This is a genomic window from Streptomyces sp. NPDC090083, from assembly GCF_044747445.1.
Lineage (GTDB): Bacteria > Actinomycetota > Actinomycetes > Streptomycetales > Streptomycetaceae > Streptomyces.
The window spans coordinates 221,434-247,953 of the sequence record NZ_JBIVED010000002.1; the positions used below are offsets into that span (position 1 = coordinate 221,434).

A 26,520-nucleotide genomic window follows, 5' to 3' on the forward strand; every position below is an offset into this window, starting at 1 on the left:
CACGGCCGCCCCCGGGCTCAGCTCTCCGCGAGGAGCTCGTCCGCGTCCATGATCCGGTAGGCGTAGCCCTGTTCCGCCAGGAAGCGCTGGCGGTGGGCGGCGAAGTCCTGGTCGATCGTGTCCCGTGCGACGACCGAGTAGAAGTGCGCCTGGTGTCCGTCGGCCTTCGGCCGCAGCACCCGCCCGAGCCGCTGGGCCTCCTCCTGACGCGAGCCGAACGTCCCCGACACCTGGATCGCGACGGTCGCCTCCGGCAGGTCGATCGAGAAGTTCGCGACCTTCGACACCACGAGCACGCTGATCTCCCCCTCGCGGAACGCCCCGAAGAGCTTCTCCCGCTGCGCGTTGGAGGTCTCGCCCTTGATCACGGGCGCGTTCAAGTGCTCGCCCAGCTCGTCGAGTTGGTCGATGTACTGCCCGATGACGAGGATCTGCTGACCGGCGAAGCGCCGCACGATCGCCTCCGTGACCTTCCGCTTCGTCGCGGTGGTCGCACAGAAGCGGTACTTCTCCTCGGCCTCGGCGGTGGCGTACGCGAGCCGCTCGGAGTCCGTGAGGTTGACCCGGACCTCGACACAGTCGGCGGGCGCGATGTAGCCCTGCGCCTCGATCTCCTTCCAGGGCGCGTCGAACCGCTTCGGCCCGATGAGCGAGAACACGTCCGACTCCCGGCCGTCCTCCCGCACGAGGGTCGCGGTCAGGCCCAGCCGCCGCCGCGCCTGCAGATCGGCGGTGAACTTGAAGACCGGCGCGGGCAGCAGGTGCACCTCGTCGTAGAGGATGAGTCCCCAGTCGCGGGAGTCGAAGAGCTCCAGGTGCGGGTAGACGCCCTTCCGCCGGGTCGTCAGCACCTGGTAGGTGGCGATGGTGACGGGCCGGATCTCCTTGCGCGTCCCGCTGTACTCCCCGATCTCCTCCTCGGTCAGCGAGGTCCGCCTGATCAGCTCGTGCTTCCACTGCCGGGCGGAGACGGTGTTGGTGACGAGGATCAGCGTGGTCGACTTGGCCTGCGCCATGGCGCCCGCGCCGACGAGGGTCTTCCCCGCTCCACAGGGCAGCACCACGACACCGCTGCCGCCGTGCCAGAAGTTCTCCACGGCCTGCTTCTGGTACGGGCGCAGCGCCCAGCCGTCCTCGTCCAGCTCGATCGGATGCGCCTCGCCGTCGACGTACCCGGCGAGGTCCTCGGCCGGCCAGCCCAGCTTCAGCAGCACCTGCTTGATCTGCCCGCGCTCGGAGGGGTGCACGGCGACGGTGTCGGGGTCGAGGCGGCTGCCGACCAGCGGGGCGATCCGCTTCGACCGCAGGATCTCCTCCAGCACGGGCCGGTCGGTCGTGGTGAGGACGAGCCCGTGCGCGGGGTGCTTGCTCAGGGTCAGCCGGCCGTACCGGTCCATGGTCTCGGCGATGTCCACGAGCAGCGCGTGCGGCACGGGATACCGGCTGTACTCCACCAGGGCGTCCACGACCTGCTCGGCGTCGTGCCCGGCGGCCCGCGCGTTCCACAGACCGAGGGGGGTCACCCGGTAGGTGTGGATGTGCTCCGGCGCCCGCTCCAGCTCGGCGAACGGCGCGATGGCGCGCCGGCAGTCGTCGGCTCGCTCGTGGTCGACCTCGAGGAGAAGGGTCTTGTCGGACTGGACGATGAGGGGGCCATTCACGCGCGACTGCCTTTCTGCGGGCCTCGGCCGGGCCTGGAGGACTCGGGACGGCCAAACGTCCAGTGTGCACTACCGGCCGGTGATCACGCCGGGGTCTGGGAGGGTGGGGGCTCGGGCGAGCGGAGGGTGGGGGCCGTGGGAGAACTGGTGGACCGCGTGGACGAGCAGGACCGGGTGCTCGGGGTCGTGGAGCGGGGTGAGGCCATCAGGCGTCAGTGGCTGCACCGGGTGGCGACGACCGTCTGCCGGGACGCGGAGGGCCGCGTACTGGTGCATCGGCGGGCCGCGGACATGGCGCGGTTCCCGGGCCGGTACAACTGGCTGATCGGGGGCGGTGTGGAGGCCGGGGAGTCGTACGAGCAGGCGGCGGCCCGTGAACTCACCGAGGAACTCGGGGTGCGGGCGCCGGTGCGGTTCGCGCTCAAGTTCCTGTGCCGGGGCGTGATCAGCCCCTACTGGGTCGGCGTGCACGACGCGGTCGTCGACGAGGCCATCAGCCCCGACCCGGGCGAGATCGCCTGGCACGCATGGGTCACGGAGGACGAGCTGCGGGAGATGGCGACCCGGCCGGACTTCGTGCCGGACGGCGCGGAGGCGCTGGCCCGCTACCTCAGTCCTCGGCCAGTTCCGCCACCCCCGTCACCCGGTGCAGCGGATACGTCCGGACCTCGTCCGCCGTGTGGTCGTACGCCGTGACGAAGCCGCCCTCCACGCGGATGGGGGCGATGACGCGCTGGCTGGCGGTGCCCTCGGCGTTGACGTAGCCGATCCAGAGGGTGGTGCCGGTGAGGACGGCGGCCTGCATGGTGGCGAGGGTCTCGGCCGAACCGGTGCGGGGGAGTTCGCCGTTGGGGGGCGTGGTCGTCTTCAGGGGGGTCGTCGAGGCGCGGTCGCCCGCCCTGATCGCACGGATCGCCGCCGACAGGAGGGTCGGGTCCGGGGGCGGCGGCCCGTCCGGCACCGGGTCCGGGGCCGTGCGGGGCGGGGTGCGGTGGGCGTGCGCCCGGGTGATGACGACATCGCCCTCGGCGGACTCGGCGGCCGGCGCGAAGCCCATCGCGCGCAGCCCGTCGAGCAGCGCCGCCGGGTCGGCCTGCGCGGCCAGCACGGTCGGGGCGAGGCGGCGCAGGCGCAGGCCCGCCGAGCGTTTGTCCGCGAGGATCTCGCTGAGCACCGCGTCGTCGTCGCAGCGGACGTACGCCGAGGCCGCGCCGATCCGCAGATGGCCGTGTCTGCGGGCCACGTCGTCGATCAGATAGGCGAGGGGCTGCGGGACCGGCGTACGGGAGTGCGCGGTGAGGAAGTCGTGCAGGTCGGACGCGGACCGGCCCGCGTCCAGCGCGCGGCGCACCGAGCCCGGCGTGAAGCGGTACACCGTCGCCCCGCCCTTCGACTCCACGTCCGCGAGCACGTCCAGCATGTCCGCGAGCGGCCGCTCCAGCGGACCGGGCGCCACCGCCGTCAGATCGGCCTGGAGCAGGACGTGGTCCAAGGGTTCGGGCAGCAGCGGGGCGAGGATCCGTGCGGCGGCGGCACTCGCGGCGGCCTGCTCGGCGGGGGAGAGGGGGTCCGGGTGGGTGGGCGGGCGGTGGTGGTGGACGGGGAGCTTGTCGCCGGGGCCGGCGGGGTCGGGGACACCGGCCGGGCCGGCCGCCGCGGCCCCCGGGCCCAGCAGCGCCCGCCCGTGCGCCGACAGGGCCCCGCGCCCCGTCACCCCCAGCATCTCCGCCTCGCCCAGCATCCACCGGGCGAGCCGGCTGCGCGGATCGTCGTCCCCCTGAGCACCCGAAGCACCCGAACCGTCGGTACCCCCGGTGTGCGCGGTGTTCCGCTGTCCCCCGCCCGCCCCGCGCACGGGCCGCTCCCACCGCAACCGCGCGAGCACCGACTCGGTGGACGGCGAGGCGCCCTCGGGCAGTGCGGCGAGCAGTCCGAGCACCCGGTGCCGTACCTCCGGGGCCGCCGAGCGGTCCAGGCCGGGGCCCAGCGCGGACAGGGTCCGTTCCTTCGCGTCCCGGCCGCCGACCAGGCCCGGCGTCCGGGTCGCCGTGAGCCAGGCCGCCGCGAGCCGGGCCCAGCGGTGGGCGGCGGGCTGTTCGAGCCACTCGTCGTAGGCGGGGGTCGCCGCGTACCGTTCGTCGGCCTCGCCGTCGGAGGCCAACAGGCCTGCTCCGTAGGCGAGTTCGACCCAGAACGCGGCGACGGGCTCGGCCACGTCCAGGGCGACCGCCGTCCGCTTCAGGTCGCGGACGCTGAGGCCGCCCGCGCGCATCACCGTCGGCCCGCCCTCGTCCCAGTCCTTCAGCAGCTCCTCGACCGTCGCGAGCGCGGTGTACGCCTGCCCGGCCGCCGTCGTGTCCACCAGCGGCGGGCGGTGCGTCGCCTTCGCCTCGACCGCGGGCGCCACCGGCTCGACCTCCCGGTGCGCGCGCCCGGCCCGCAGATGCAGGGCCACCTCGCGGGGGAGCACGACCGTGCCGGGCGCCGTCGGCAGCAGCAGCCCCCGGTCGATGAGCCAGCGCAGCCAGGGCGCGGGGTCGGCGGTCACCTGGCCGTACGGAGGACCCCAGAGCAGCCGGTCGAGCACCTCCAGCGACTCGGCGGGGGCACCGGCGAGCAGCGCCTTCATCCGCCGCCTGGCCGTGAACAGCTTGGTCAGTGACGCCACCGCGGACACCGGGTCGTGGGTGGAGGGCAGGCCCGCCGCCGTCACGATCTCCTGGACCCGGCCCGGCGACATGCCCGCCGTGGCCTCCGCGACCGTGGGCCCGAGGCCGGTCGGCGACGGGTGCTGCGGCGACGGCGCCAGCAGCTCACGCGCGGTCCGCACCAGCCGCAGCCGGTCGTCCGCGCCCCACACCAGCGCCTGCTCGCGCAGCGCCGCGAGGGCGCGCGGCAGCGCGTGCACGACCGCGGGGTCGCGCCGGTCGCCCGCCATCAGCGCGAGCAGCTCGTCGTACGACGCCGGGTCCGCCGCCACGGCCAGCGCCTCCGCCGTCTGCAGCGCGAAACGGTCGAGGCGCTCCAGGGCGCGCACCACCGACCCGCGGGTACCGGCCCGGGTGGCGAGCTGGGTGAGGTCGGTGGGGACGGGCGTGATGAGGTCGGGGCGGCTGCGCAGCAGCGCGGCAAGGGAGGCGTCGTCCCTGTTTCGGAGGGCCTCCGCGAGCGAACGGGGCGGCGTGGCCGGGGTGCTCATCCGACCCACGGTAGCGGGTGCGGGCCTCGGGCCGGTGTCCTCCGCCCCGAGGTGAGCGCACCGCGACGGCCCGGGTGCGGACGGCGATCACCCCTCGCCCCCACCCGCCTCCGGTGGCCGCCCACACCCGCCCGGACCCGCCGTGCGCCCCCGACGCGCGGCCTGCGCGAGCCCCGACCTGCGCTACGGTCGTTCCGGCGGGGTATCCAACGCACCCGCCCCGGAGGGGACTTCGTGGGTATCGAGAGCGACCAGGTCGTCTACGAGTATCTGAGCCGCGTCGGTGACGTGGCGCAGCAACGGCAGCTGCCCTCGGGCACGCGCATGCGGCTCGTCTCCCAGTTGCGCAACGAGATCGACCGGCGGCGGGCGGGGTCCACCGTCGACACACCGGCCGCCGTCCAGCGCATCCTGAAGGGCCTCGGCACCCCGGACGAGATCGTCGCCGCGGCCGGCACCGGCACCGGCGTCCCCCAGGCACCGACGCCCGCCGTGCCCGTGCAGCGCGACCACGAGGACGATCTGCGGCCGAAGGGGCTGCGCCGGGTCGTACCGCTGCCGCGCACCCGCCTCACCAAGTCCGCGCCCGCGCCGGAGCCCGACGACGGTCCCTCCGCGCCGCATCTCGCGAGCGCGTCCGAGCTGGGCGCGAGCGTCCTGCATCCGGACTGGTGGCGGATGGAGAACGGCAACGGGTTCGCGCTCGGCGACAGCGTGCCCGGCTTCACCGGCGGGGTCGAGATCCCCGAACTCCTCAAGCCCCCGCCGCCGAAGGACACCCCGAAGGAGCCGGCCAAGGAAGCCCCGAAGGCACCGGAGACGGTGGTGGCACCGGTGATCGAGCAGGTGCCGCAGACCCCGGCCGGGCGACGCCGCATGGTCCCGCGGCTCCCGGTCGGACGCTGGTCCAACCCGCTGCTCCTGATCGCCGCCGCGCTGCTCGTCGTCGGCGCGGTACTGGGCAACTGGTTCGCCCTGCTGCTCGGTTGGCTCATCGCGTACGCGTCCCGGCGGCTGTCCGACGCCGAGACCAAGGCGGCGGTGATCGGTCTGCCGGCGGCGGCCGTCGCGGCCGGGATCGTCTGGCTGTGGGGCCGCAACGACGGCCGCTGGGGCACGCCCATCGCCCAGGGACACATGAACGACGCGATCTCCGAGACCTGGCCGTGGGTGGTGCGGGGGGCGGCGGTGGCGTCGGCGCTGTTCCTGGTGTGGCGGTCGCAGCGGCGGCCGTGACCGCGGCTGTCGGCGCCGTCGGGGGCCCGGTGGGATCGTCGTGGCGACTGGGCACAATGGCCCATATGACCTCGCGTGCCCAGAACTCCGTCCCGCCCGCCCCGACCGTCGGTTTCGACCTCGACATGACCCTCATCGACTCCCGGCCCGGCATTCGCGCCTGCTATGCGGCGCTGGCGGAGCGGACGGGGACGTACATCGACGCCGACCTGGCGGTCACCCGGCTCGGGCCGCCGCTCGCGGACGAGTTGATCAACTGGTTCCCGGCGGACGACCTGCCCGCCGTCGCCGATCTGTACCGCGAGATGTACCCGTCGATCGCCATCGCCGCGACCCCCGCGATGGCCGGCGCCCAGGAGGCCATCGCGGCCGTGCGGGCGGCGGGCGGCCGGGCGGTCGTCGTCACCGCGAAGTACGAGCCGAACGCGAAGCTGCACCTGGCCCACCTCGGTATCGACGCCGACGCGGTGATCGGCAACCTGTGGGCCGAGCAGAAGGCGGAGGCGCTGCGCGCGGAGGGCGCGAGCGTCTACGTCGGCGACCATGTCGGCGACGTGCGCGGCGCCCGTACCGCCGGGGCCCTCGCGGTCGCGGTGGCGACCGGACCGTGCGACGCGGACGAACTGCGGGCGGCCGGCGCGGACGTGGTGCTCGGCGATCTCACCGAGTTCCCGCGATGGCTTTCGGACTACCTTCCGGCGCGCGCCTGACGGCGGCCCGCGGCGACCGACTGCAGCACACCGGCGGCGGCCAGCAGGAATCCGACGCCCATGAGCATGCTCAAGAGGTACATGTACGTCGGAAAAGGCGTCGTGTGGAGCAGCAGCGGTACCACGGTGACGAGTGTGGCCACCGCGCCGAGGAAAAAGACGATGGCACCGGCACGGATGAGTCGGTCACCGGCCGCGGCGGAATTCGTTTGGGTTTTGTCGCGCACTGGACCAGGGTAGTTCCCTGCGCAAAGGAACAACCCGGCGACGTCTTGTCACCGGCCTGAAGACCATTAGCCTTGGTACCGGCGGGTCCCGACGACCCGCCGGTCTGCTATCCGAAGCAGTTTTCCGACGAGTACGAGGACGAGGACAGACGTGCCTACCGGCAAGGTCAAGTGGTTCAACAGCGAGAAGGGCTTCGGCTTTCTCTCCCGTGACGACGGCGGTGACGTCTTCGTCCATTCCTCGGTTCTGCCCGCCGGAGTTGATGCCCTGAAGCCCGGACAGCGCGTGGAGTTCGGGGTCGTCGCCGGTCAGCGCGGCGACCAGGCCCTCTCGGTGACCCTGCTCGACCCGACCCCGTCGGTGGCGGCGGCCCAGCGCAAGAAGCCGGACGAACTGGCCTCCATCGTCCAGGACTTGACGACCCTCCTGGAGAACATCACCCCGATGCTGGAGAAGGGCCGCTACCCCGACAAGGCCTCCGGCGGGAAGATCGCGGGGCTGTTGCGCGCGGTGGCGGACCAGTTGGACGTGTAGACATCCCGGAGATCCGGACCATTCCGGGCGCGTGCGGGCCGAGGGGCGACATCAGCCTCTCGGCCCGTTGCCGTGTCGGGGGTTCCCGGTCGGCGCGGCTCAGGGGAACGCGAGCGCGTCCGGCGCGAGGGCGGGCACCAGGCCCTCCGCCGCCGCCCGCGTCAACAGCCCCCGGATCGCGGCATATCCGTCGTCCCCGAGATCTGCGGTGAACTCGTTCACGTAGAGCCCGATGTGCTGGTCGGCGACGCCCGGATCCATCTCCTGGGCATGCTCCATGACATACGGCCGGGAGGCCTCGGGGTCGGCCCAGGCGGCCCGGACGGACTCCCGGATCGAGTCGGCCAGCAGGTTCAACCGCGCGGCGCCCAGCGACCGTTTGGCGATGATCGCCCCGAGCGGGATGGGCAGTCCGGTGGTCTCCTCCCAGTGCTCGCCCATGTCCGCGAGCTTGTGCAGCCCGTAGTTCTGGTACGTGAAGCGGGCCTCGTGGATGACGAGTCCCGCGTCGACCTTCCCGTCCCGCACGGCCGGCATGATCTCGTGGAACGGCATGACCACGATCTCCCCGACCCCGCCGGGAACCGTGTCCGCGGCCCAGAGCCGGAACAGCAGATACGCGGTCGACCGCTCACTGGGCACGGCGACGGTCCGGCCCGTCAGGTCCCCGGGCCCCCGCGTGAGCACCAGCGGCCCGCACCCGCGCCCCAGCGCGCCCCCGCACGGCAGCAGCGCGTACGTGTCGAGCACGTACGGCAGCACGGCGTACGACACCTTCAGCGCGTCCAGCTCACCGCGCTCGGCCATGCCGTTGGTGATGTCGATGTCGGCGAAGGTCACGTCGAGGCCGGGCGCGCCCGGCACCCGGCCGTGCGCCCAGGCGTCGAAGACGAAGGTGTCGTTCGGGCAGGGCGAGAAGGCGATCTGCAGGGGCTCGGTGGATTCAGCGGCTGAGGTCATGCCAGTTCCAACTCTCCAGTACGGTCGCGGACTTCCCGAACCCCGCCGTCAGTGCCGCGAGCGCGTCACCGATCCGCCAGGCGGCGCGGTCGCGCGGGCCGACGGGGTTGGAGACCGCGCGCAGTTCCAGGACGGGGACGCCGTGGGCGGCGGCCGCCTCGGCCACGCCGAAGCCCTCCATCGCCTCGGCGAGGGCACCGGGGTGGCGGGCGCGGAGTTCCGCGGCACGGGCGGCCGTACCCGTCACCGTGGAGACGGTGAGTACCGCTCCGGTGCGGGCGCCGGTCGCGGCCGCGAGCTCCCGTACGAGTGCGTGCGGCGGACGGTGGGTGACGGTGCCGAAGCCGAGGTCGGTGACCGGGAGGAACCCGTCCGGGGTCTCGGCGCCCAGGTCGGCGACGGTGATCTCGTCGGCGATCACGAGCGAGCCGACGGGCGCCTCGGGCTGGAAACCGCCCGCGATCCCGGCGGAGACGACCAGGGTGTAGCGGGTGGTGGCGAGGGCGGTGGCCGTCGCGGCGGCGGCAGCGGCCGGACCCACCCCGGCGGCGATGACATCGACGCCGCCGTCACCCGTGAACGCCCGTGCCACCGCGTCCCGTTCGGCGGGGACGGCGGTGGCGACGAGGATCCGTACGGCGGACGGTGCGGACGCGGACGTGGTCAGGAGTCCTTCTTGAACTTGAAGGACCACAGGCCCTTGACCGTCTTGTCGCCCTCCTTGATGGAGACGACGGTCGAGTTGCCGGTCGCGCCGTACTGGGTGTTGAAGAACACGCTGCCGGGGATCGTGCGGTACGTCTTCTTGCTGGAGTCGGTCAGCGGCTGACCGTTCATCAGGATCGTCCAGCCGTTGTCGGCGATCTTCGGGTCGACGCCGAAGCGCACGGTGTCGTCCGGGTCGACCGAGATCGACGTGGAGGCCTTCAGGCACTTCGGCAGGTCGGCGGTCTTCACCGCGTCGCCGTCGTTGTAGCAGGTGGCCTCCGTGTGGACCGAGTTCCTGCCGACGGTGATCGTCGAGATCGGCGTCGGCTTGTCGCACGCCGACAGGACGAGCAGTCCGGCGGAAACGGCGCCGGCGGCAGCGACGGCGCGGCGGCGTCGCACAGCGGATTGCATGGTCATGGGCGAAGGTTATCGGGCCCGTCCGGTCCTCCCCCCACGTGGGGTGCGGCGTGCCGGGCCGGGTGCCGCGGGTTAGGCCACTCGCGGGCTTCCGCTGCCGCCGTGCCGGGCCGAGGAGAGCAGCCCGCGCAGGGTGGTCAGCCAGCCCAGGGCGATGACGGCGGCGGCGAGGGAGAAGCCGAGGGCGCCGTTCAGCGGCATGACGATGCCGATCGCGCCGCCCAGCACCCACGCCATCTGGAGCATCGTCTCGGAGCGGGCGAACGCCGAGGTGCGCACCAGCTCGGGCACGTCCCGCTGGATCAGCGCGTCCAGGGACAGCTTCGCCAGCGCCTGGCAGAACCCGGCGGTGGCCGCGAGGCAGGCCACGAGGACCGCGCCGAAGAAGATCGCGGCAGTGACGGCCGCGCCCAGGACCAGCGCGACGACGGTCACGATGATGAGTTCCGGGGCCCGTTGCCGCAGCCAGGACCCGACCGCCGTGCCGAGGGCGTTGCCCACGCCCGCCGAGACCGCGACTATGCCCAGCGACACGGCCGCGCTCTGCCCGGTCATCGGGTGCTCGCGCAGCAGGAACGCGAGGAAGAAGGTCAGGAACCCGGAGAGCCAGCGCAGCGCCGCGTTGGCGCCCAGCGCGTGGGTGACGGCGATGCCGACCGTGCGCAGCCCCGGCCGCTTGACCTCCTTGGGGTGCGGGCCGTGCAGATGGTCCTCGTCCGCCGCGAGCAGCGCCGTGTCCTCGCCCTTGGCCGAGTCGACCTTGGGGTCCAGGAAGAAACACAGGACCGTACCGGCCACGAAGATCACGAAGGCGCCGTAGAGCGGCCAGGGGTCGCCGATGGCGTGCAGGCCGCCCGCGACCGGCGCGGCGACGCCGGTGGCGAGGAGACCGGCGAGGGTGACCCTGGAGTTCGCCTTCACCAGCGAGATCCGGGGTGGCAGCAGCCGGGGCACCACGGCGCTTCTGACGACGCCGTACGCCTTCGAGGCGACCAGGGCGCCCAGCGCGGCCGGATACAGCTCCAGGCTGCCGCTGGCGACCGCGCCGGAGATGATCAGCGCGAGGAGCGCGCGGGCGAGCATCGCGGCGGCCATCGCGGCGCGGCGGCCGTGCGGGAGCTTGTCGAGGAGGGGGCCGATCACCGGGGCGAGGACGGTGAAGGGCGCCATGGTGATCGCGAGGTAGAGAGCGACCCGCCCCCGGGCCTCGTCGGTCGGCACGGAGAAGAAGACGGTGGAGGCGAGGGCGACCGTGATCATCACGTCACCGGCGCCGTTCACCGCGTGCAGTTCGATGAGACGGCCGAGCCCCGACTCGCCCGCGCCGTGCGCGTGGGTGGCCTTGCGGATGCCGCGGGCGGTACCGGTGACGGGGAAGTGCAGGGCACGACCCATCGCGCGGACGGAACCGCTCACCCGGCCCGAACCGCCACCTCGGATGTTCCCCTTCGTGCCACCGACCCCGGTGGCACCTTGGGGCGACCTTGCGGCTGCCACCCCGTCATAGTGCCCCGAGAACGCCGCGAGTATCGGGGTTACCGCGCGTATGGGGCCGTGCGGCGACCGATTGAGGAGATGTCGGGGACGGATCGGGGACGGATCGGGGACATGCGAGGGACGGATCGGGGGCGGGTCGGGGACCGGCCGGGGACGGATTGCAGGCGCGTCGGAGACGGATCGCGGGCCCGGCGGAGACGGGTCGCCGGCGGGATTCGTCGTCGTACCGGGGCCGTCGGTGTGGGCGCACGGCGCGGGAGAAGGTAGCGTGCGTAGCGCGCCGTGGCGATCGTTCTCGGCCGCGCGCCTCTCGGCCATCCCGCAGAATGGATGGCGTAGGCGTGCCCGAGCGCGATCGGGTGCGGACGTCGACGCGGCCCTCCACCAGTGCCCCCAAGGGCCTGGTACATGTCTTTCAGCCGCTCCGTCCGCTCCCATCGCCGCGACAGGCGCACCCGTGAGACGGCGTAGGAGAGAAGCGATACCTGTGAGCGCAGCGACCACGCGAAGCCGCACCCCCGACCGCCTGTGCGCCGAGGCCGTCGACCTCGCCCGCGGCGCAGCCGAGGAGGCCGCCGCGCCCGGCGTGGTCGGCGAGCACGCCGGCTTCGAATCCGACGGCGACCGGGTGGTCACGCACTTCTTCGAGTGCAAGGAGTTCGGCTACCGGGGCTGGCGCTGGGCGGTGACGGTCGCGAGGGCGTCCCGCGCGAAGCTGGTGACGCTCGACGAGGTCGTGCTGCTGCCCGGCCCGGACTCCCTCCTGGCCCCCGAATGGGTCCCGTGGAGCGAACGGCTGCGCCCCGGCGACATGGGTCCCGGCGACCTCCTCCCCACGGACGCGGAGGATCTGCGCCTGGAGCCCGGTTACACCGGCGAGGACGAGCCCCCGCCGAACTCGGCGGTCTCCGCGGAGCTGGCCGAACTGGCCGAGGCGGAGGACGCGGAGGTGACGGCGGGCGCGCCCTCGACGCTGCCCGTGGCACCGACCCGCGGCTCGATCGCCGCCGTCGCCGAGGAACTCGGCATCCGCCGCGCCCGCGTCCTCTCCCGCTACGGCCTGCACGTGGCCGCCGACCGCTGGGAGGACGGCTTCGGCCCGAAGACCCCGATGGCCCAGGCGGCCCCGGCGGCCTGCGTCAGCTGCGGCTTCCTCGTCGCCATCGGTGGTTCCCTCGGCCAGGCCTTCGGCGTCTGCGCCAACGAGTTCTCCCCGGCCGACGGCCACGTGGTGTCCCTGTCCTACGGCTGCGGCGGCCACTCCGAAGCGGCCGTCATGCCCACACCGCCCCAGCCCCCGTCCCCGGTGATCGACGAGACGAGGGTCGACCCGTTCCCGCTGCGGCCCGCGGCGGACTCGGGGTCGGTGCCGGCGGGCGCGGACGAGGAGAGGGCGGAGCTGGGGCACTCGTAGCCGACCACGCCCGTCACCGCGTCCCGGTCTCCCCGGCCGGGCCCGGGACCGGCGCTCGCCGACAGGGCGGGCGGGACGGCCGGGCGGTGTCGCGCGGTACCTTCATCGCGACGTCGATGAGGAGAGTGAACGTACGTGAGTAAGTTCGTGCGGCCCGCTGCCGAGGGTGCCGACCCGTTCGGGACCGCCCGTCTGCGGCGTGGGGTGCTCGACGCCTGGGCGACCAGCCCGGCCCGGTTCCGGGAGGACGCCAACGCCGAGGAGGACCTCGTCCTCGGCGGGTACCGGGACCGGCTCGTCGTCGAGCTCGCGCAGAACGCCGCCGACGCCGCCGCCCGCGCGGGCGTGGCCGGCCGGCTGCGGCTCACCCTCCGCGACGGCGTCCTGTGCGCCGCCAACACCGGCGCCCCCCTCGACGCCGCCGGCGTCGAATCCCTCGCCACCCTGCGCGCCTCCGCGAAGCGCGACGCCGGTGACAGCGCCGTCGGACGGTTCGGCGTCGGGTTCGCGGCCGTCGTCGCCGTCACCGACGAGCCCGCCGTCGTCGGCCGCCACGGCGGTGTCCGCTGGTCCCTCGCCGAGGCCCGCACCCTCGCCGACGACACCGCCCGGCACAGCCCGGGCCTCGGCACCGAGATCCGCCGCCGCGACGGCCACGTCCCGCTGCTGCGCCTCCCGTTCGCCGCCGAGGGCACCGCCCCCGACTCCTACGACACGGTCGTCATCCTCCCGCTGCGCGACACCGCCGCCGAGGACCTCGCCGAGCGTCTCCTCGGGGCCGTGGACGACGCCCTTCTCCTCGCGCTCCCCGGCCTCATGGAGGTCGTGGTCGAGATCGGGGACCAGGAGCCCCGCACCCTGACCCGCCGCACCGATCGCACCGACACCGTCGTGGACGACAGCCGGGACGGCAGCACCCGCTGGCGTACGGTCTCCGCGCACGGGGAGCTCGCCGGGGAACTGCTCGCCGACCGGCCCGTGGAGGAGCGGCTGCGGCCCTACTGGTCCCTCACCTGGGCCGTGCCCGTCGACGAGGACGGGACGCCCGCGCGGCCCCGCACCAGCCCCGTCGTGCACGCGCCCACACCGAGCGACGAACCCCTGGGCGTACCGGCCCTGTTGATCGCCTCGCTGCCTCTCGACACCACCCGCCGGCACGCCGCGCCCGGCCCGCTGACCGACTTCGTGGTGGAGCGCGCGGCGGACGCCTACGTCGAACTCCTCGCCGCCTGGCGCCCGGTGACCGCCGGCATCATCGACCTGGTCCCCGGCCCGCTGGGCAAGGGCGAACTGGACGGCACCCTGCGCCAGGCGATCCTGGCGCGCCTGCCGCGCACCTCCTTCCTCCCGCCCGCCCTCGAACCCGCCGACGACGACACGGAGTTGCCCGAGGCACTACGGCCCCGGGACGCCGAGGTCGTCGAGGGCGCGGGCGCCGACACCGTGCGCGTCCTCGCCGAGGTGCTCCCCACCCTCCTGCCCGCCGGGCTCGAACGACGCGTGGAGCTGCGGACGTTGGGCGTCGCCCGGCTCCCCCTCACCGACGCCGTGGACCGGCTGGCGGGCCTGGAGAAGGCCCCCGAGTGGTGGCGGCGGCTCTACGACAGCCTCGCGGGCGTCGACCCCGACCGGCTCACCGGACTGCCCGTGCCGCTCGCCGGGGGCACCGCGCGGGTTTCCGGCCCCGGGGGAGCCAGGACGACGATCGGGCCGCGCCAAGTCCTGCTCCCCACGCCCGACTCCGCCCAGGTGGAGCCCGAGATCCTCGCCCGACTGGGCCTCAAGGTCGCCCACCCGGACGCCGCGCACCCCCTCCTGGAGAAGCTCGGCGCGCTGCCCGCGACCCCCCGCGCGGTCCTCACGACCCCGCAGGTGCGGGCCGCCGTGGCCGCCTCCCTCGACGAGGAGGGCGGGGCGATGTGGGACGAGGTCGCCCCGGACAGCGACGAGTTGGCGGACACCGTGCTCGCCCTGGTCCGGGACGCGGGCCTCGAACCCGGTGACGAACCCTGGCTCGGCGCCCTCGCGCTGCCCGACGAGGACGGCGAACTCGCCCCCGCCGGTGAACTGGTGCTGCCCGGCAGCCCGTTCGCGCAGATCATGCGGGAGGACGAACTCGCCTTCGTCGAGGCCGAGTTGGCCGACCGCTGGGGCGAACAGCCGCTCGCGGCCTGCGGGGTCCTCGCCACCTTCGCCCTCGTCCGCGCCACCGACGTCGTCCTCGACCCGGACGAACTGGAGCCCCGCGAGAGCGACTTCGCGGAACCCGACGACCCGGGCCTGCTGGACTCCGTCGACGTGTGGTCGGAGGACGTCCTCGACCGCTTCCCGGACACCCCCGTGCCCCCGGTCGCCACCGAACTGGTCGCCGTCCGCGACCTGGACCTGGTCGACGACGACCGCTGGCCCGAGGCCCTCGCCCTGCTCGCCCGGCCCCCGTTCCGCGACGCGATCACCCAGCAGGTCCGCATCCTGCTGCCCGACGGCACCCACGAGGTCGTACGCCCGTACACCGCCTGGTGGTTGCGCGGCCACCCGGTCCTCGACGGCCGCCGCCCGGCGGGCCTGCTCGCGGCCGGCGGCGACCCGCTCCTGCGCGGCCTCTACGACGAGGCCGACGCGACCGGCTTCGACGACGAACAGGTGCTGCGGGCCCTCGGCGTCCGCACGTCGGTCGCCGCCCTCCTCGACGAGCCCGGCGGCGCCGCCGAACTCCTCGACCGCCTCGCCGACCCCGACCGCGCGGTCACCGGCGCCCAACTGCACGCCCTGTACACCGCGTTGGCCGACCTCGACCCGGACCAGGTGACCCTGCCGGACGATCTGCGGGCCGTGGTCGACGGCGAGGTGACGGTCGTGGACGCGGCGGACGCGGTGGTCGTCGACTCCCCGGACCTGCTCCCCTTCACCACCGGCGTCCCGCTGCTGCCCGTCCGCCCGTCCCGCGCCGCCGAACTGGCCGAACTCTTCCAGGTCCGCCGCCTCAGCGAGTCGGTCACCGGCGAGGTCACCTCCGAGGGCACCGAACACGACGTACCGGAGTCCGTCCGCGTCCTCCTCGGCCCGCTCACCCCCGCGACCTACGTCGAGCACGACGAACTCGTCGTGGACGGCACCGAGATCGACTGGCGCCGGACGAGGGACGGCGTCCTGCACGCCTCGACGCTGGAGGGCGTGGCCGCCGGCCTCGCCTGGTCCGCGGGCCAGTGGCCGCGCCGCTTCGAGGTGGCCGCGCTCCTGGAGGATCCGTCCAGGACCGAGGAACTGGCGCGGGACCGCTGGTTCGACTGACCACCCGGATGATCTTCACGGTTCGTCCAGATAATCTCCACGATGTGTACAACCATCGCTCCTCCTCGTGCATCTGATCATCCGAGCCACCAGGCTCCGCGATCTCGTTCACGTTCCATGGGGGAACAATGCGCATACGTGCCACCGTCGTCGCCGTCTCCGGCGCCCTCGCGCTCTCGGCCCTCGCGGTCCCGGCCGCGCAGGCCGACAGCAGCCTGGGCAACACGAAGATCACGAAGGTGGTCGTCGACGGCGACAACACGGTGACCGTCTCCGCCTCCAGCACCAAGAGCGTCAAGGTCAGCGTGACGGCCACCGACAACTCCGGCATCGCGGGCGCCGAGGAGTTCTCGCTGATCGGCCCCGGCTACGGCTACTTCTCCACCGCCAGGCCGACCTGCGTGAAGGTCAACGCCACCACCTCCACCTGCTCCGCCTCGGTGCTGGTGGACCCGAGGGTCGGCGACCTGCTCAACGCCAACGCCGGTACCTGGTACGTCGACGCGTTCGTCGACGCCAAGGACGGCGACTACGTCTGGAAGGAGAAGGCCGGTTCCTTCAAGGTCCAGCGCGCCTCCCAGCTGTCGGCCAACGCCACCCCGGAGCCCGTGAAGAAGGGCAGGACCATCACGGTCACCGGCAAGCTGAGCCGCGCGAACTGGGAGACCAACAAGAACGCGGGCTACGCCTCCCAGTCGGTGAAGCTCCAGTTCCGCAAGAAGGGCTCCACCACCTACACCACGGTGAAGACGGTCGGAACGAACTCGTCGGGAAACCTGAGCACCACCGTCAAGGCGACCGTCGACGGCTACTTCCGCTACAGCTTCGCGGGCACCTCGACCACCCCGGCCGTCAACGCCGCGGGTGACTTCATCGACGTGAAGTAGCCTCCGCCCGCCGCGAAGTGTCCGTATTGAGCGACTTCCATCATCCGTTCGCAATCAACGGACAAAATCACACGTCCGGCGTGCAACCCTCACCACCTGTCACGCATCACCTCACGTGAGCCAACAGGCTCCGCGATCACTTGGGCCCCGGCGCAGACGACGAGCCGTTCGGAACGACCAGCGCGTCGGGGCCCCCTTTCTCCACTTGGGGAACGCATGCGCATACGCGCCACCGTGGCCGCCGTCTCCGGCGCCCTGGTCCTCTCTGCCTTCGCCGTACCGGCCGCGCAGGCCGCCGACGCCCCGTCCGGCAAGGCCGCCTTCGGCGCCGCCACCGCCGCCGGCCCCGCGACCGCCACCACCACGCTCGACGTCACCTTCTCCAAGTTCAAGGTGAACAGCGGCAAGGCCGTCGTCGTGGGCGCCACCGCGAAGGTCGCCGTCCCGGTCACCTACACCGTGACGCACGCCGCGAGCCTCGACGTCAGCACCACCAACTTCGCCAGCGGCCCGCTCATCTACCGCGGCTCCTCGGTCACCACCCCGACCAACGAGCTGATCAGCGACAACCCGGGCACCTGCACCGCCGCCTCGACGACCGTCCTGAACTGCAAGGGCACCATCTACATCCGCCCGTCCGACGGTGACGTGGCCAGCGCCGACGCCGGCACCTGGAAGGCGGGCGGCCTCGCCGTCACCAAGGACGGCGCCCTGAAGATCCAGGGCGACCAGGGCAGCGTCCCGGTCACTCGCCTGGCCAAGCTCACCGTCGACGCCGCCCCGGAGCCCGTCAAGAAGGGCAGGACCATCACGGTCACCGGCAAGCTGACCCGCGCGAACTGGGACGCCGACAACTACACCGGCTACTCCACCCAGCCGGTGAAGCTCCAGTTCCGCAAGAAGAACTCCACCACGTACACCACGGTCAAGACCATCAAGACCACGTCCAACGGCAGCCTGAAGACCACCGTCAAGGCCACGGTCGACGGCTACTTCCGCTACAGCTTCGCGGGCACGACCACCACCGCCCCGATCAACGCCACGGGCGACTTCGTCGACGTCAAGTAGCAGAACAGCCTCCGAAAGCACCTGCCCGCACCCCGAAACCGGGGCCGCGGGCAGGTGCTTTTACGGGGCACGGCCGGATAACAGGGCTGAGGGCAGCCGCTTTTCAGGACGCGGGCCCAAAGAGCAGGAGTGCGAAGAGGCGCTTTTGCAAGGCGGCCCAAGAACGGCCACGCGGGAACTCCCTTTACGGGATCCGGCCGCGAACTGCCTTTGCGGAGCGCGGCCCGAGAACAGAGGCCCGGAGAATCGCTGTCACCGGGCGCGGCCCGAAAGCAGGCCGCGAAGTCCCACCTCCAAGGGGCGCGGAGAACCGCGCGACCGGCCTCCACCGGCCGGCGGCCGAAGAACCGTTCACACCCTGACCGGCCTCACCCCTCCGACCGCCGGTCAACAAGCCTCCACACCACCTCCAGCACCACCCCCGCCACCACCGAGATCCCCACGGCGACCCACGGCATGGTCACCCCCACCAGCTTCAACGCGAAGAAGTGCTGGAGCCACGGCACGATCAGCACGACCACGAACGCCGCCCCCATCGAGGCCACCAGGGTGATCCGCCACCACGTGTACGGCCGCGCGATGATCGCCAGCACCCACATCGAGATCAGGAACAGCGTCAGCGTCGCCGCACTGGTCTCGGCTCCCAACGACCCATTCCCCGTGTAGTGGTGACGGGCGATCAGATAGGTCACGAACGTCGCCGCCCCGGCGATCACCCCGCCCGGGATCGAGTACCGCATCACCCGCCGCACGAAGTGGGGTTTCGCCCGCTCCTTGTTGGGCGCCAGCGCGAGGAAGAACGCCGGAACCCCGATCGTCAGCGTGGACAGCAAGGTCAAGTGCCGCGGCAGGAAGGGGTATTCGACCCGCCAGCACACCACCAGCACCGCCAGCAGCACCGAGTAGACCGTCTTCACCAGGAACAGCGTGGCCACCCGGGTGATGTTCCCGATCACCCGCCGGCCCTCCGCGACCACCGAAGGCAGCGTCGCGAAGCTGTTGTTGAGCAGCACGATCTGCGCGACCGCCCGCGTCGCCTCGGACCCGGACCCCATCGAGACACCGATGTCGGCGTCCTTCAGGGCGAGGACGTCGTTCACCCCGTCCCCGGTCATCGCGACGGTGTGCCCGCGCGACTGCAACGCCGCCACCATGTCCCGCTTCTGCTGCGGGGTGACCCGCCCGAACACCGTGCCCTCGTCCAGGGACTTCGCCATCTCCTCCTGGTCCGGGGGGAGTCGGCGCGCGTCCACGACCTTCCCGGTGAGCCCGAGTTTTCCGGCCACCGCGCCCACGGACACCGCGTTGTCCCCGGAGATGACCTTGGCGTGCACATCCTGGTCCGCGAAGTACGCCAGCGTCTCCGCCGCGTCGGGCCGCAGCCGCTGCTCCAGCACCACCAGCGCGGTCGCGGACGTCTCCCGCGCCACCCCGGGATCGTCCAGTTCTCCCGAGACCCGCGCCAGCAGCAGCACCCGCAGCCCCTGCTCGTTCAGCCGCCCGGTCTCCGCGAGCGCGGGATCGTCGTCGCCGAGCAGCACGTCCGGTGCCCCGAGCAGCCATGTGCTCGACTCCCCGTCGCTCTCGTCGAACGACGCCCCGCTGTACTTCCGCGCCGACGAGAACGGCAGCGACTCCACGCACCGCCACTGCCCGTCGTCCGGGAAGGCGGTGATGATCGCCTGCAAGGACGCGTTCGGCCGCGGGTCCGACTCGCCGAGCGCGCCGAGGACTTTGCGTACGTACGTCTCGTCGGCCCCGCCCAGCGGGCGCAGCTCGGTGACGTCCATCCCGCCCTCGGTGAGCGTGCCGGTCTTGTCGAGGCAGACCGTGTCGACGCGGGCGAGCCCCTCGATGGCCGGCAGCTCCTGCACCAGGCACTGTTTCCGGCCAAGCCGGATGACGCCGATCGCGAAGGCGACCGAGGTGAGCAGGACGAGCCCTTCCGGGACCATCGGGACGATCCCGCCGACGGTCCGCGCGACGGAGTCCTTGAAGCCGTGCTGCTTGACCACGAGTTGGCTGATGACCAGGCCGATCGCGGTCGGGATCATCATCCACGTCACGTACTTGAGGATGGTGGAGATACCGGTGCGCAGTTCGGAGTGGACGAGCGTGAACCGGGAGGCCTCTTCGGCGAGTTGGGCCGCGTACGCCTCGCGCCCCACTTTCGTGGCCTCGAACGCGCCGCCGCCGGCGACCACGAAGCTCCCCGACATCACCGCGTCCCCGCGCCGTTTGACGACCGGGTCCGCCTCGCCGGTGAGCAGCGACTCGTCGATCTCCAGGCCGTCGGCCTCGACGCACTCCCCGTCGACGACGACCTTGTCGCCGGGCCCGATCTCGATGAGGTCCCCGAGCACGATCTCGGAGGTGCTCACCTCCACGGCGGCCCCGTCCCGCCGTACCGTCGGCTTGGCCTCGCCGATCACCGCGAGGGAGTCGAGGGTCTTCTTCGCCCGCCACTCCTGGAAGACACCGATCCCGGTGTTGGCGATGATCACGTACCCGAACAGGCTGTCCTGGACCGGCGCGACGAACAGCATGATCAGCCAGAGCACGCCGATGATCGCGTTGAACCGGGTGAAGACGTTCGCGCGGACGATCTCGGCCAGCGAGCGGCTGCTGCGCACGGGGACGTCGTTGACCTCCCCGCGCGCCACCCGTTCGGCGACCTCGGCGGTGGAGAGCCCGCGTGCCCGCGCCGCCGGGACGGGCACGGGGTGCACAGGATCGAGTTCGGCGCCCGCGTCGGTGTGCGTCATGCATTCGACGGTACGTGCGGTTTTACGGCTTCACCCGCCGAGTGCCCGGAAGATCCGACCAGGGGAGGACGGCGGGCGGGGCGGGCTGATGCCCCGGGTGGAGAACGGCCTCATCACTCCGCAGCAGGAGCGGGGCCCTGTGCCGCCGCCTCGGCCGCCATGCGCTTGAGGGCCGCGTCGCGTCCCCGGACGTACCAGATGCCGATCAGTCCGAGTCCGGCCCCGGCCAGGCAGGTCCACACCCACCACAGGTGGCCGTGGTCGTCGAACCAGCCGTAGAAGGGGAGCTGTACCAGGAAGAGGACGAACCAGAGGATCGTGCCGCCGATGATGGTCGGGACGATCGGGCCCTCCAGGGGCTCCGGTGCCTCGTGTGTCGGTGTCCACTTCGCCATGGCCCCAGCTTACGAGGCGACCGCGACACGCGGAGATCCCCGGGTGTCTACGCGCGGAGATAGCGCCTGACGTCTTCATATGTTCATACTGAAACGGTTTCCGTCTGTCCACTTCTGCTCGTAGGAACATCCAATGCCGACCGCGCTCGACCGTTACTTCAAGATCTCCGAGCGTGGCAGCTCGCTACCCCGCGAGATCCGCGGCGGCTTCGCCACCTTCTTCGCGATGGCGTACATCATCGTGCTCAACCCGATCATCCTGGGCAGCGCGAAGGACCTGTACGGGCACCACCTCGACAACGGCCAGCTGGTCACCGCGACGGCCGTGACGGCCGCGTTCACCACCCTCCTGATGGGCGTCATCGGCAACGTGCCGATCGCGCTGGCCGCCGGACTGGGCGTGAACTCCGTCGTCGCCCTCCAGCTCGCGCCCCGCATGTCCTGGCCGGACGCGATGGGCATGGTCGTGCTGGCCGGTCTCGTCGTGATGCTGCTGGTCGCCACCGGGCTGCGCGAGCGCGTGATGAACGCGGTGCCCTACGGACTGCGCAAGGCCATCTCGATCGGTATCGGCCTGTTCATCATGCTGATCGGGCTCGTGGACTCCGGGTTCATCTCCCGCATCCCGGACGCCGCCCAGACCACCGTCCCGCTCCAGCTCGGCGGCGACGGTCACCTCAACGGCTGGCCCGTCCTCATCTTCGTCCTGGGCGTGCTGCTCACCCTCGCGCTGATCGTCCGCAAGGTCTCCGGCGCGATCCTCATCTCCATCGTCACGATGACGGTCCTCGCGGTGATCGTGAACGCGGTCGCGACGATCCCCTCCTGGGGCCTGACCACCCCGAAGTGGCCCGGGAACCCGGTCGCCACCCCGGACTTCGGCCTGATCGGGAAGTTCAGCCTGTTCGGCGGCTTCTCCAAGGTCGGCGTGCTGACCGGCATCCTCTTCGTCTTCACGGTCCTGCTGTCGTGCTTCTTCGACGCGATGGGCACGATCATGGGCATCAGCGACGAGGCCAAGCTGACCGACGGCGAGGGCAACATGCCCGGCATCAACAAGGTCCTCTTCGTCGACGGCATCGCCGTCGCGGCGGGCGGCGCCAGCTCCTCGTCCGCGACGACCTGCTTCGTGGAGTCCACGGCGGGCGTCGGCGAGGGCGCGCGCACCGGCTTCGCGAACGTCGTCACCGGCGCGCTCTTCGCCGTCGCGCTGTTCCTCACGCCGATCGCCACGATGGTCCCGTCCCAGGCGGCCACCCCCGCCCTGCTCGCGGTGGGCTTCCTGATCCTGTCGGGCTCCGTCAAGGAGATCGACTGGGCCGACCACACGATCGCGATCCCGGCCTTCATCACGATGGTGATGATGCCGTTCACCTACTCGATCACCAACGGCATCGGCATGGGCTTCATCACGTTCGTGGTGCTGCGGCTGGTGGCGGGCCGGGGCCGGGAGGTCCCGGTGCCGATGTACGTCGTCGCGGCGGTGTTCGGCTTCTACTACCTGATGCCGGCGCTGGGTCTGACCTGATCCGCGCCACCACGGCCGTCACGTGACGCCGTAGAACTTCTCCGTCTCCTCGACGGCGGTCTGGAACCGTTCGTCGAAGTCGTCCCGGATGAGCGTCTGGACCACATAGTCCTGGACGCTCATTCCCCTTTTCGAGGCGTGGTCGCGGAGCCGTTCGAGCAGCTCCCCGTCTATCCGCAGGCTGAGCACGCTGGTCCCCATGGACACGAGGGTCCGGGGCGCCTCCGGGCGGCGCGTGGGGTTCCGCGTCGGTATCACTCATATGGGTGATGTAAGGGTTCAGTGTCCAGCGTCACGGGCATCCCGGCGTGTCGCCATTGGTCTTTAGCGAGAGTAATGAGTTACGCTAAAGAACATGCCGGACCTTACCCATGGCGACGACGCTGCCGCTGTGAACTCCCTGCGGTCAGCCGTGATGCGGTTGTCGCGCCGACTCAAGCACCAGCGGGTCGACGAGTCACTGAGCCCCACCGAGATGTCGGTGCTCGGCACCCTGTCCACCTGCGGCAGCGCGACCCCTGGCGAGCTCGCTCGCAAGGAGCACGTGCAGCCGCCCTCGATGACCCGCATCGTGGCGCTGCTCGAAGCGAAGGGTCTGGTCCAGCTGGAGCCGCACCCCGAGGACCGGCGCCAGAAGGTCGTCACCAAGACCCCCCAGGCCGAGGCGATGCTCGAAGAGAGCCGCCGCAAGCGCAACGCGTTCCTGGCTGGCCTGGTCGACGGCCTCGACGAGGACGAGTGGGCGAAGATCGTCGCCGCCGCCCCCGTGCTGGAGAAACTCGCACACCTGTAATACACGTTCTCTGTAGGAGGCGACTTTTTTTGAGTTCGGGACCCGGAGCAGACTCCGCCCCCGCGCCAGCCACCCCCGACTCCCCGCCCGCCCCCGATACCGCCGGAAGCACCGGCAGGTCCTCGATGTTCAGCTCGCTGAAGATCCGGAACTACCGCCTGTTCTTCATCGGCCAGGTCGTCTCCAACACCGGCACCTGGATGCAGCGCATCGCCCAGGACTGGCTGGTCCTCAGCCTCACCGGCTCCTCCGCCGCCGTAGGCATCACGACCGCCCTCCAGTTCCTCCCGATGCTGCTCTTCGGGCTCTACGGCGGTGTCCTCGTCGACCGGCTGCCCAAGCGGCCCACGCTGCTCGTCACGCAGTCCGCGATGGCCCTCACCGGCCTCGCACTGGCCGCCCTCACCCTCTCCGGCCACGTCCAGGTCTGGCACGTCTACGTCGCCGCCTTCGCCGTCGGCCTCGCCACGGTCGTCGACAACCCGGCCCGGCAGTCCTTCGTCTCCGAGATGGTCGGCCCCGACCAGCTGCAGAACGCGGTCAGCCTGAACTCGGCGAACTTCCAGTCCGCCCGCCTCGTTGGCCCCGCCGTCGCGGGCGTCATGATCACCGGCGTCGGCACGGGCTGGGCGTTCCTCTTCAACGGCCTGTCCTTCGTGGCCCCGCTGGCCGGCCTGCTCCTGATGCGCAGCCGCGACCTGACGGTCGTCAAGCGCGCCCCGCGCGGCAAGGGCCAGCTCCGCGAGGGCCTCCAGTACGTGGCCGGGCGCCCGGACCTGATCTGGCCGATCGTCCTCGTCGGCTTCATCGGCACCTTCGGCTTCAACTTCCCCGTGTGGCTGTCGGCCTACGCGGACGACGTCTTCCACGCGGGCGCCGGGGCGTACAGCCTCTTCAACACCCTGATGGCGGTCGGCTCCCTGATCGGCGCGCTGCTCGCCGCCCGCCGCGGCACCACCCGCCTCCGCGTCCTGATCGCGGCGGCGGCGGCCTTCGGCCTGCTGGAGATCGTGGCCGCGGTGGCCCCCTCGTACTGGCTGTTCGCCCTGCTCATGATCCCGATCGGCATCGCCGGCCTGACGGTCAACGTCACGGCCAACACCGCCGTCCAGATGGGCACCGACCCGGCCATGCGCGGCCGCGTCATGGCCCTGTTCATGATGGTCTTCATGGGCGGCACGCCGCTGGGCGCCCCCATCGTCGGCTGGATCACCGACGCCTACGGCCCCCGGGTGAGCTTCGCCCTGGGCGGGGTCATCGCCGCCGCCGCTGCCGCCACGATCGGCCTGGTCCTGGCCCGGATGGGCGACCTGCGCCTGTCCGTCGGCTGGAACCGCGGCCACCCGAGCGTCGCCTTCGTACCCCGCGAACGGGAACGACTGGCGACGGTGGCCTGACCGCCGCGGCGGCAGGACACAGTCCGCCACGTCCGTGCCCGGAACCGACCGGCCGAGTCCATGAGGCCGGTCGGTTCCGGGCCCGCGCGCTGAGCGGTGCTGGAAAGCTGCCCCCATGAGACTCTTCGCGGCACTCCTGCCGCCCGAGGACGTACTGACCCACCTCGGCTCGGCCGTCGACGCGTTGCAGACCCTCCCGGGCGCCGACGCCCTCCGCTGGACGAGCCGGCCGGGCTGGCACTTCACGCTCGCCTTCTACGGCGAGGTCGACGACGACGTCGTCCCCGGACTGTCCGCCCGGCTGGAGCGGACGGCGCGGGCCACCGGGCCGTTCGGGCTGGCGGTGCGCGGGGGCGGGGAGTTCGGGCGGGGGCGCGCGCTGTGGGCCGGGGCCGACGGGGACGTCGTGGCGCTGCGGCTGCTCGCCGACCGGTGCGAGACGGCGGCGCGGGAGGCCGGCGTGGCGATGGGGGAGCACCGCCGTTATCGCGCGCACCTGACCGTGGCGCGGAGCCGCGAGGCGGTGGACGTACGGCCGTACGTCGAGCGGCTCGACGCCTTCGCCGGGCGGACGTGGACGGTGGGGGAGCTGGCACTGGTGCGCAGCAACCTGCCGACGACCGGTACGCCCGGCGCACAGCCCCGCTACGAGGCGGTCGGCCGCTGGGAGCTGGGAGCGGCCGGTTAGGCTCGGGTCCGTGGACCCCAAAACCCGCAACCGGATCATGGCCGGTGTGCTCGTGCTGCTGTTCGTCGTCGTCGGGCTCGCCGCGGCGCTCGGCAAGTGAGGGCAAGCGCCCCTGGAGAAGAGGCGCTTGCCCTGACCCCGACTACCAGGCGAAGGCCTCCGGCGACGGGCCGGGACCCGGGAAGATCTCGTCCAGCGACGTGAGGAGTTCCTCGCTCAGCTCCAGCTCCACGGCGCGCAGCGCGCTGTCGAGCTGTTCGGCGGTGCGGGGGCCGACGATCGGGCCCGTCACACCGGGACGGGTGAGGAGCCACGCCAGGGCGGCCTCGCCGGGCTCGATGCCGTGCTTGTCCAGGAGATCCTCGTAGGCCTGGATCTGGGCGCGCGAGGTCGGGTTGGCGAGGGTGTCGGCGGCCCGGCCGCTCGCCCGGCGCCCGCCCGTGACCTCCTTCTTGATGACCCCGCCGAGGAGTCCGCCCTGGAGCGGGGACCAGGGGATGACCCCGAGGCCGTACTCCTGCGCGGCCGGGATGACCTCCATCTCGGCGCGGCGCTCGGCGAGGTTGTAGAGGCACTGCTCGCTGACGAGACCGATGGTGCCGCCGCGGCGGGCGGCGATCTCGTTGGCCTGGGCGATCTTGTACCCGGGGAAGTTCGAGGAACCGACGTAGAGGATCTTGCCCTGCTGGATGAGGGTGTCGATCGCCTGCCAGATCTCCTCGAAGGGGGTGGCGCGGTCGATGTGGTGGAACTGGTAGACGTCGATGTAGTCCGTCTGGAGCCGCTTGAGGCTGGCGTCCACGGCCCGCCGGATGTTCACCGCGGAGAGCTTGTCGTGGTTGGGCCAGGCGTCGCCGTCGGCGGCCATGTTGCCGTAGACCTTGGTGGCGAGGACCACCTTGTCGCGGTGGACGGGGCTCTTGGCGAACCAGCTGCCGATGATCTCCTCGGTGCGGCCCTTGTTCTCACCCCAGCCATACACGTTGGCGGTGTCGAAGTAGTTGATACCGGCGGCCAGCGCCGCGTCCATGATCCCGTGACTGTCCGCCTCGTCGGTCTGTGGACCGAAGTTCATCGTCCCGAGAACCAGTCGGCTGACCTTGAGGCCTGTGCGTCCGAGCTGCGTGTACTTCATGAGTGA

The 26,520-nt window shown here is 72.0% G+C and carries 23 protein-coding genes; 12 read left to right on the plus strand and 11 right to left on the minus strand.

The genetic code is table 11. From position 1 onward, the window contains the following. Nucleotides 1-17 precede the first annotated feature (17 nt). Nucleotides 18-1,661 (minus strand): DNA repair helicase XPB, encoded by a 1,644-nt coding sequence (locus ACIPTO_RS06825; RefSeq protein ID WP_366317036.1) that lies wholly within the window; start codon nucleotides 1,659-1,661, stop codon nucleotides 18-20. Nucleotides 1,662-1,796: 135 nt separating this feature from the next. Here ACIPTO_RS06825 and ACIPTO_RS06830 point away from each other — a divergent pair, with 135 nt between their 5' ends. Next, nucleotides 1,797-2,357: an NUDIX domain-containing protein gene (locus ACIPTO_RS06830; protein WP_366317034.1), complete on the plus strand. Its 561-nt coding sequence runs from the start codon at nucleotides 1,797-1,799 to the stop codon at nucleotides 2,355-2,357. Here the strand turns inward: ACIPTO_RS06830 and ACIPTO_RS06835 are convergent. Beyond that, nucleotides 2,272-4,860, minus strand: a complete 2,589-nt coding sequence (locus tag ACIPTO_RS06835) for a helicase-associated domain-containing protein (RefSeq protein ID WP_401189948.1) — start codon at nucleotides 4,858-4,860, stop codon at nucleotides 2,272-2,274. The two genes, ACIPTO_RS06830 and ACIPTO_RS06835, sit on opposite strands and share 86 nt — an antisense overlap. 234 nt (nucleotides 4,861-5,094) lie before the next feature. Between ACIPTO_RS06835 and ACIPTO_RS06840 the strand changes: the two genes are divergently transcribed. Together ACIPTO_RS06840 and ACIPTO_RS06845 are read left to right on the plus strand one after the other, a co-directional pair. Further along, a complete protein-coding gene (locus ACIPTO_RS06840) occupies nucleotides 5,095-6,096 on the plus strand; it encodes a hypothetical protein (protein WP_401189949.1) in 1,002 nt (333 codons plus the stop codon). A gap of 65 nt (nucleotides 6,097-6,161) precedes the next feature. Beyond that, a complete protein-coding gene (locus ACIPTO_RS06845) occupies nucleotides 6,162-6,806 on the plus strand; it encodes a haloacid dehalogenase-like hydrolase (protein ID WP_366317028.1) in 645 nt (214 codons plus the stop codon). On the opposite strand, the gene ACIPTO_RS06850 is transcribed toward ACIPTO_RS06845, so the two are convergent. Further along, the gene (locus ACIPTO_RS06850) at nucleotides 6,785-7,033 is read right to left on the minus strand and encodes a hypothetical protein (protein WP_366317026.1); all 249 of its coding nucleotides are present in this window, start codon (nucleotides 7,031-7,033) and stop codon (nucleotides 6,785-6,787) included. The genes ACIPTO_RS06845 and ACIPTO_RS06850 overlap by 22 nt on opposite strands. 151 nt (nucleotides 7,034-7,184) lie before the next feature. Here ACIPTO_RS06850 and ACIPTO_RS06855 point away from each other — a divergent pair, with 151 nt between their 5' ends. Beyond that, the gene (locus ACIPTO_RS06855; RefSeq protein ID WP_019072514.1) at nucleotides 7,185-7,568 is read left to right on the plus strand and encodes a cold-shock protein; all 384 of its coding nucleotides are present in this window, start codon (nucleotides 7,185-7,187) and stop codon (nucleotides 7,566-7,568) included. A gap of 99 nt (nucleotides 7,569-7,667) precedes the next feature. Here the strand turns inward: ACIPTO_RS06855 and ACIPTO_RS06860 are convergent, their stop codons facing one another. The 4 genes from ACIPTO_RS06860 to ACIPTO_RS06875 form a co-directional block, all read right to left on the minus strand. Further along, nucleotides 7,668-8,528 carry a 1,4-dihydroxy-6-naphthoate synthase gene (locus ACIPTO_RS06860; RefSeq protein ID WP_401189951.1) on the minus strand — a complete coding sequence of 287 codons (861 nt, stop codon included), beginning with the start codon at nucleotides 8,526-8,528 and terminating at the stop codon, nucleotides 7,668-7,670. Beyond that, the gene (locus ACIPTO_RS06865) at nucleotides 8,512-9,222 is read right to left on the minus strand and encodes a futalosine hydrolase (RefSeq protein WP_401189952.1); all 711 of its coding nucleotides are present in this window, start codon (nucleotides 9,220-9,222) and stop codon (nucleotides 8,512-8,514) included. Before ACIPTO_RS06865 ends, ACIPTO_RS06860 begins: the two co-directional genes overlap by 17 nt. Then, nucleotides 9,192-9,656 carry a DUF2771 domain-containing protein gene (locus ACIPTO_RS06870; RefSeq protein WP_266771202.1) on the minus strand — a complete coding sequence of 155 codons (465 nt, stop codon included), beginning with the start codon at nucleotides 9,654-9,656 and terminating at the stop codon, nucleotides 9,192-9,194. The genes ACIPTO_RS06865 and ACIPTO_RS06870 overlap by 31 nt, the downstream gene beginning before the upstream one ends. A 72-nt stretch (nucleotides 9,657-9,728) precedes the next feature. After that, nucleotides 9,729-11,153: an MFS transporter gene (locus tag ACIPTO_RS06875; RefSeq protein WP_366317020.1), complete on the minus strand. Its 1,425-nt coding sequence runs from the start codon at nucleotides 11,151-11,153 to the stop codon at nucleotides 9,729-9,731. 487 nt (nucleotides 11,154-11,640) lie between these two features. Here ACIPTO_RS06875 and ACIPTO_RS06880 point away from each other — a divergent pair, with 487 nt between their 5' ends. The 4 genes from ACIPTO_RS06880 to ACIPTO_RS06895 all read left to right on the plus strand — a co-directional run bounded on the left by ACIPTO_RS06880 (nucleotide 11,641) and on the right by ACIPTO_RS06895 (nucleotide 17,813). Beyond that, a complete protein-coding gene (locus ACIPTO_RS06880) occupies nucleotides 11,641-12,567 on the plus strand; it encodes a DUF3027 domain-containing protein (protein ID WP_401189954.1) in 927 nt (308 codons plus the stop codon). 135 nt (nucleotides 12,568-12,702) lie between these two features. After that, nucleotides 12,703-15,858, plus strand: a complete 3,156-nt coding sequence (locus tag ACIPTO_RS06885; protein ID WP_401189956.1) for a sacsin N-terminal ATP-binding-like domain-containing protein — start codon at nucleotides 12,703-12,705, stop codon at nucleotides 15,856-15,858. A 128-nt stretch (nucleotides 15,859-15,986) separates the two neighbouring features. Next, nucleotides 15,987-16,745, plus strand: coding sequence for a calcium-binding protein (locus ACIPTO_RS06890; protein ID WP_401189958.1), 759 nt, complete (start codon nucleotides 15,987-15,989; stop codon nucleotides 16,743-16,745). A gap of 216 nt (nucleotides 16,746-16,961) precedes the next feature. Continuing rightward, nucleotides 16,962-17,813, plus strand: a complete 852-nt coding sequence (locus ACIPTO_RS06895; protein WP_401189959.1) for a hypothetical protein — start codon at nucleotides 16,962-16,964, stop codon at nucleotides 17,811-17,813. Between the two features lie 368 nt (nucleotides 17,814-18,181). Here ACIPTO_RS06895 and ACIPTO_RS06900 read toward each other — a convergent pair whose 3' ends face one another. Beyond that, nucleotides 18,182-20,578, minus strand: coding sequence for an HAD-IC family P-type ATPase (locus ACIPTO_RS06900; RefSeq protein WP_401189961.1), 2,397 nt, complete (start codon nucleotides 20,576-20,578; stop codon nucleotides 18,182-18,184). A 113-nt stretch (nucleotides 20,579-20,691) separates the two neighbouring features. Continuing rightward, on the minus strand, nucleotides 20,692-20,973 hold the full coding sequence (locus tag ACIPTO_RS06905; protein WP_366317008.1) for a DUF2530 domain-containing protein: 282 nt from the start codon (nucleotides 20,971-20,973) through the stop codon (nucleotides 20,692-20,694). Nucleotides 20,974-21,106: 133 nt separating this feature from the next. On the opposite strand from ACIPTO_RS06905, the gene ACIPTO_RS06910 reads away from it, so the two are divergent. Beyond that, nucleotides 21,107-22,501 carry an NCS2 family permease gene (locus ACIPTO_RS06910; protein WP_401189962.1) on the plus strand — a complete coding sequence of 465 codons (1,395 nt, stop codon included), beginning with the start codon at nucleotides 21,107-21,109 and terminating at the stop codon, nucleotides 22,499-22,501. 18 nt (nucleotides 22,502-22,519) lie between these two features. Here the strand turns inward: ACIPTO_RS06910 and ACIPTO_RS06915 are convergent, their stop codons facing one another. Beyond that, nucleotides 22,520-22,702 carry a hypothetical protein gene (locus tag ACIPTO_RS06915; protein ID WP_033281377.1) on the minus strand — a complete coding sequence of 61 codons (183 nt, stop codon included), beginning with the start codon at nucleotides 22,700-22,702 and terminating at the stop codon, nucleotides 22,520-22,522. Nucleotides 22,703-22,856: 154 nt separating this feature from the next. Here ACIPTO_RS06915 and ACIPTO_RS06920 point away from each other — a divergent pair, with 154 nt between their 5' ends. From ACIPTO_RS06920 to thpR, 3 genes are all read left to right on the plus strand, one after another. After that, nucleotides 22,857-23,294, plus strand: coding sequence for a MarR family winged helix-turn-helix transcriptional regulator (locus tag ACIPTO_RS06920; protein WP_026150457.1), 438 nt, complete (start codon nucleotides 22,857-22,859; stop codon nucleotides 23,292-23,294). A 125-nt stretch (nucleotides 23,295-23,419) separates the two neighbouring features. Further along, nucleotides 23,420-24,691 carry an MFS transporter gene (locus tag ACIPTO_RS06925; protein ID WP_366317002.1) on the plus strand — a complete coding sequence of 424 codons (1,272 nt, stop codon included), beginning with the start codon at nucleotides 23,420-23,422 and terminating at the stop codon, nucleotides 24,689-24,691. Nucleotides 24,692-24,806: 115 nt separating this feature from the next. Continuing rightward, nucleotides 24,807-25,379 (plus strand): RNA 2',3'-cyclic phosphodiesterase, encoded by a 573-nt coding sequence (thpR, locus tag ACIPTO_RS06930; RefSeq protein ID WP_401189964.1) that lies wholly within the window; start codon nucleotides 24,807-24,809, stop codon nucleotides 25,377-25,379. A 142-nt stretch (nucleotides 25,380-25,521) separates the two neighbouring features. Here the strand turns inward: thpR and ACIPTO_RS06935 are convergent, their stop codons facing one another. Continuing rightward, on the minus strand, nucleotides 25,522-26,514 hold the full coding sequence (locus tag ACIPTO_RS06935; RefSeq protein WP_401189966.1) for an aldo/keto reductase: 993 nt from the start codon (nucleotides 26,512-26,514) through the stop codon (nucleotides 25,522-25,524). Nucleotides 26,515-26,520: the final 6 nt, after the last annotated feature.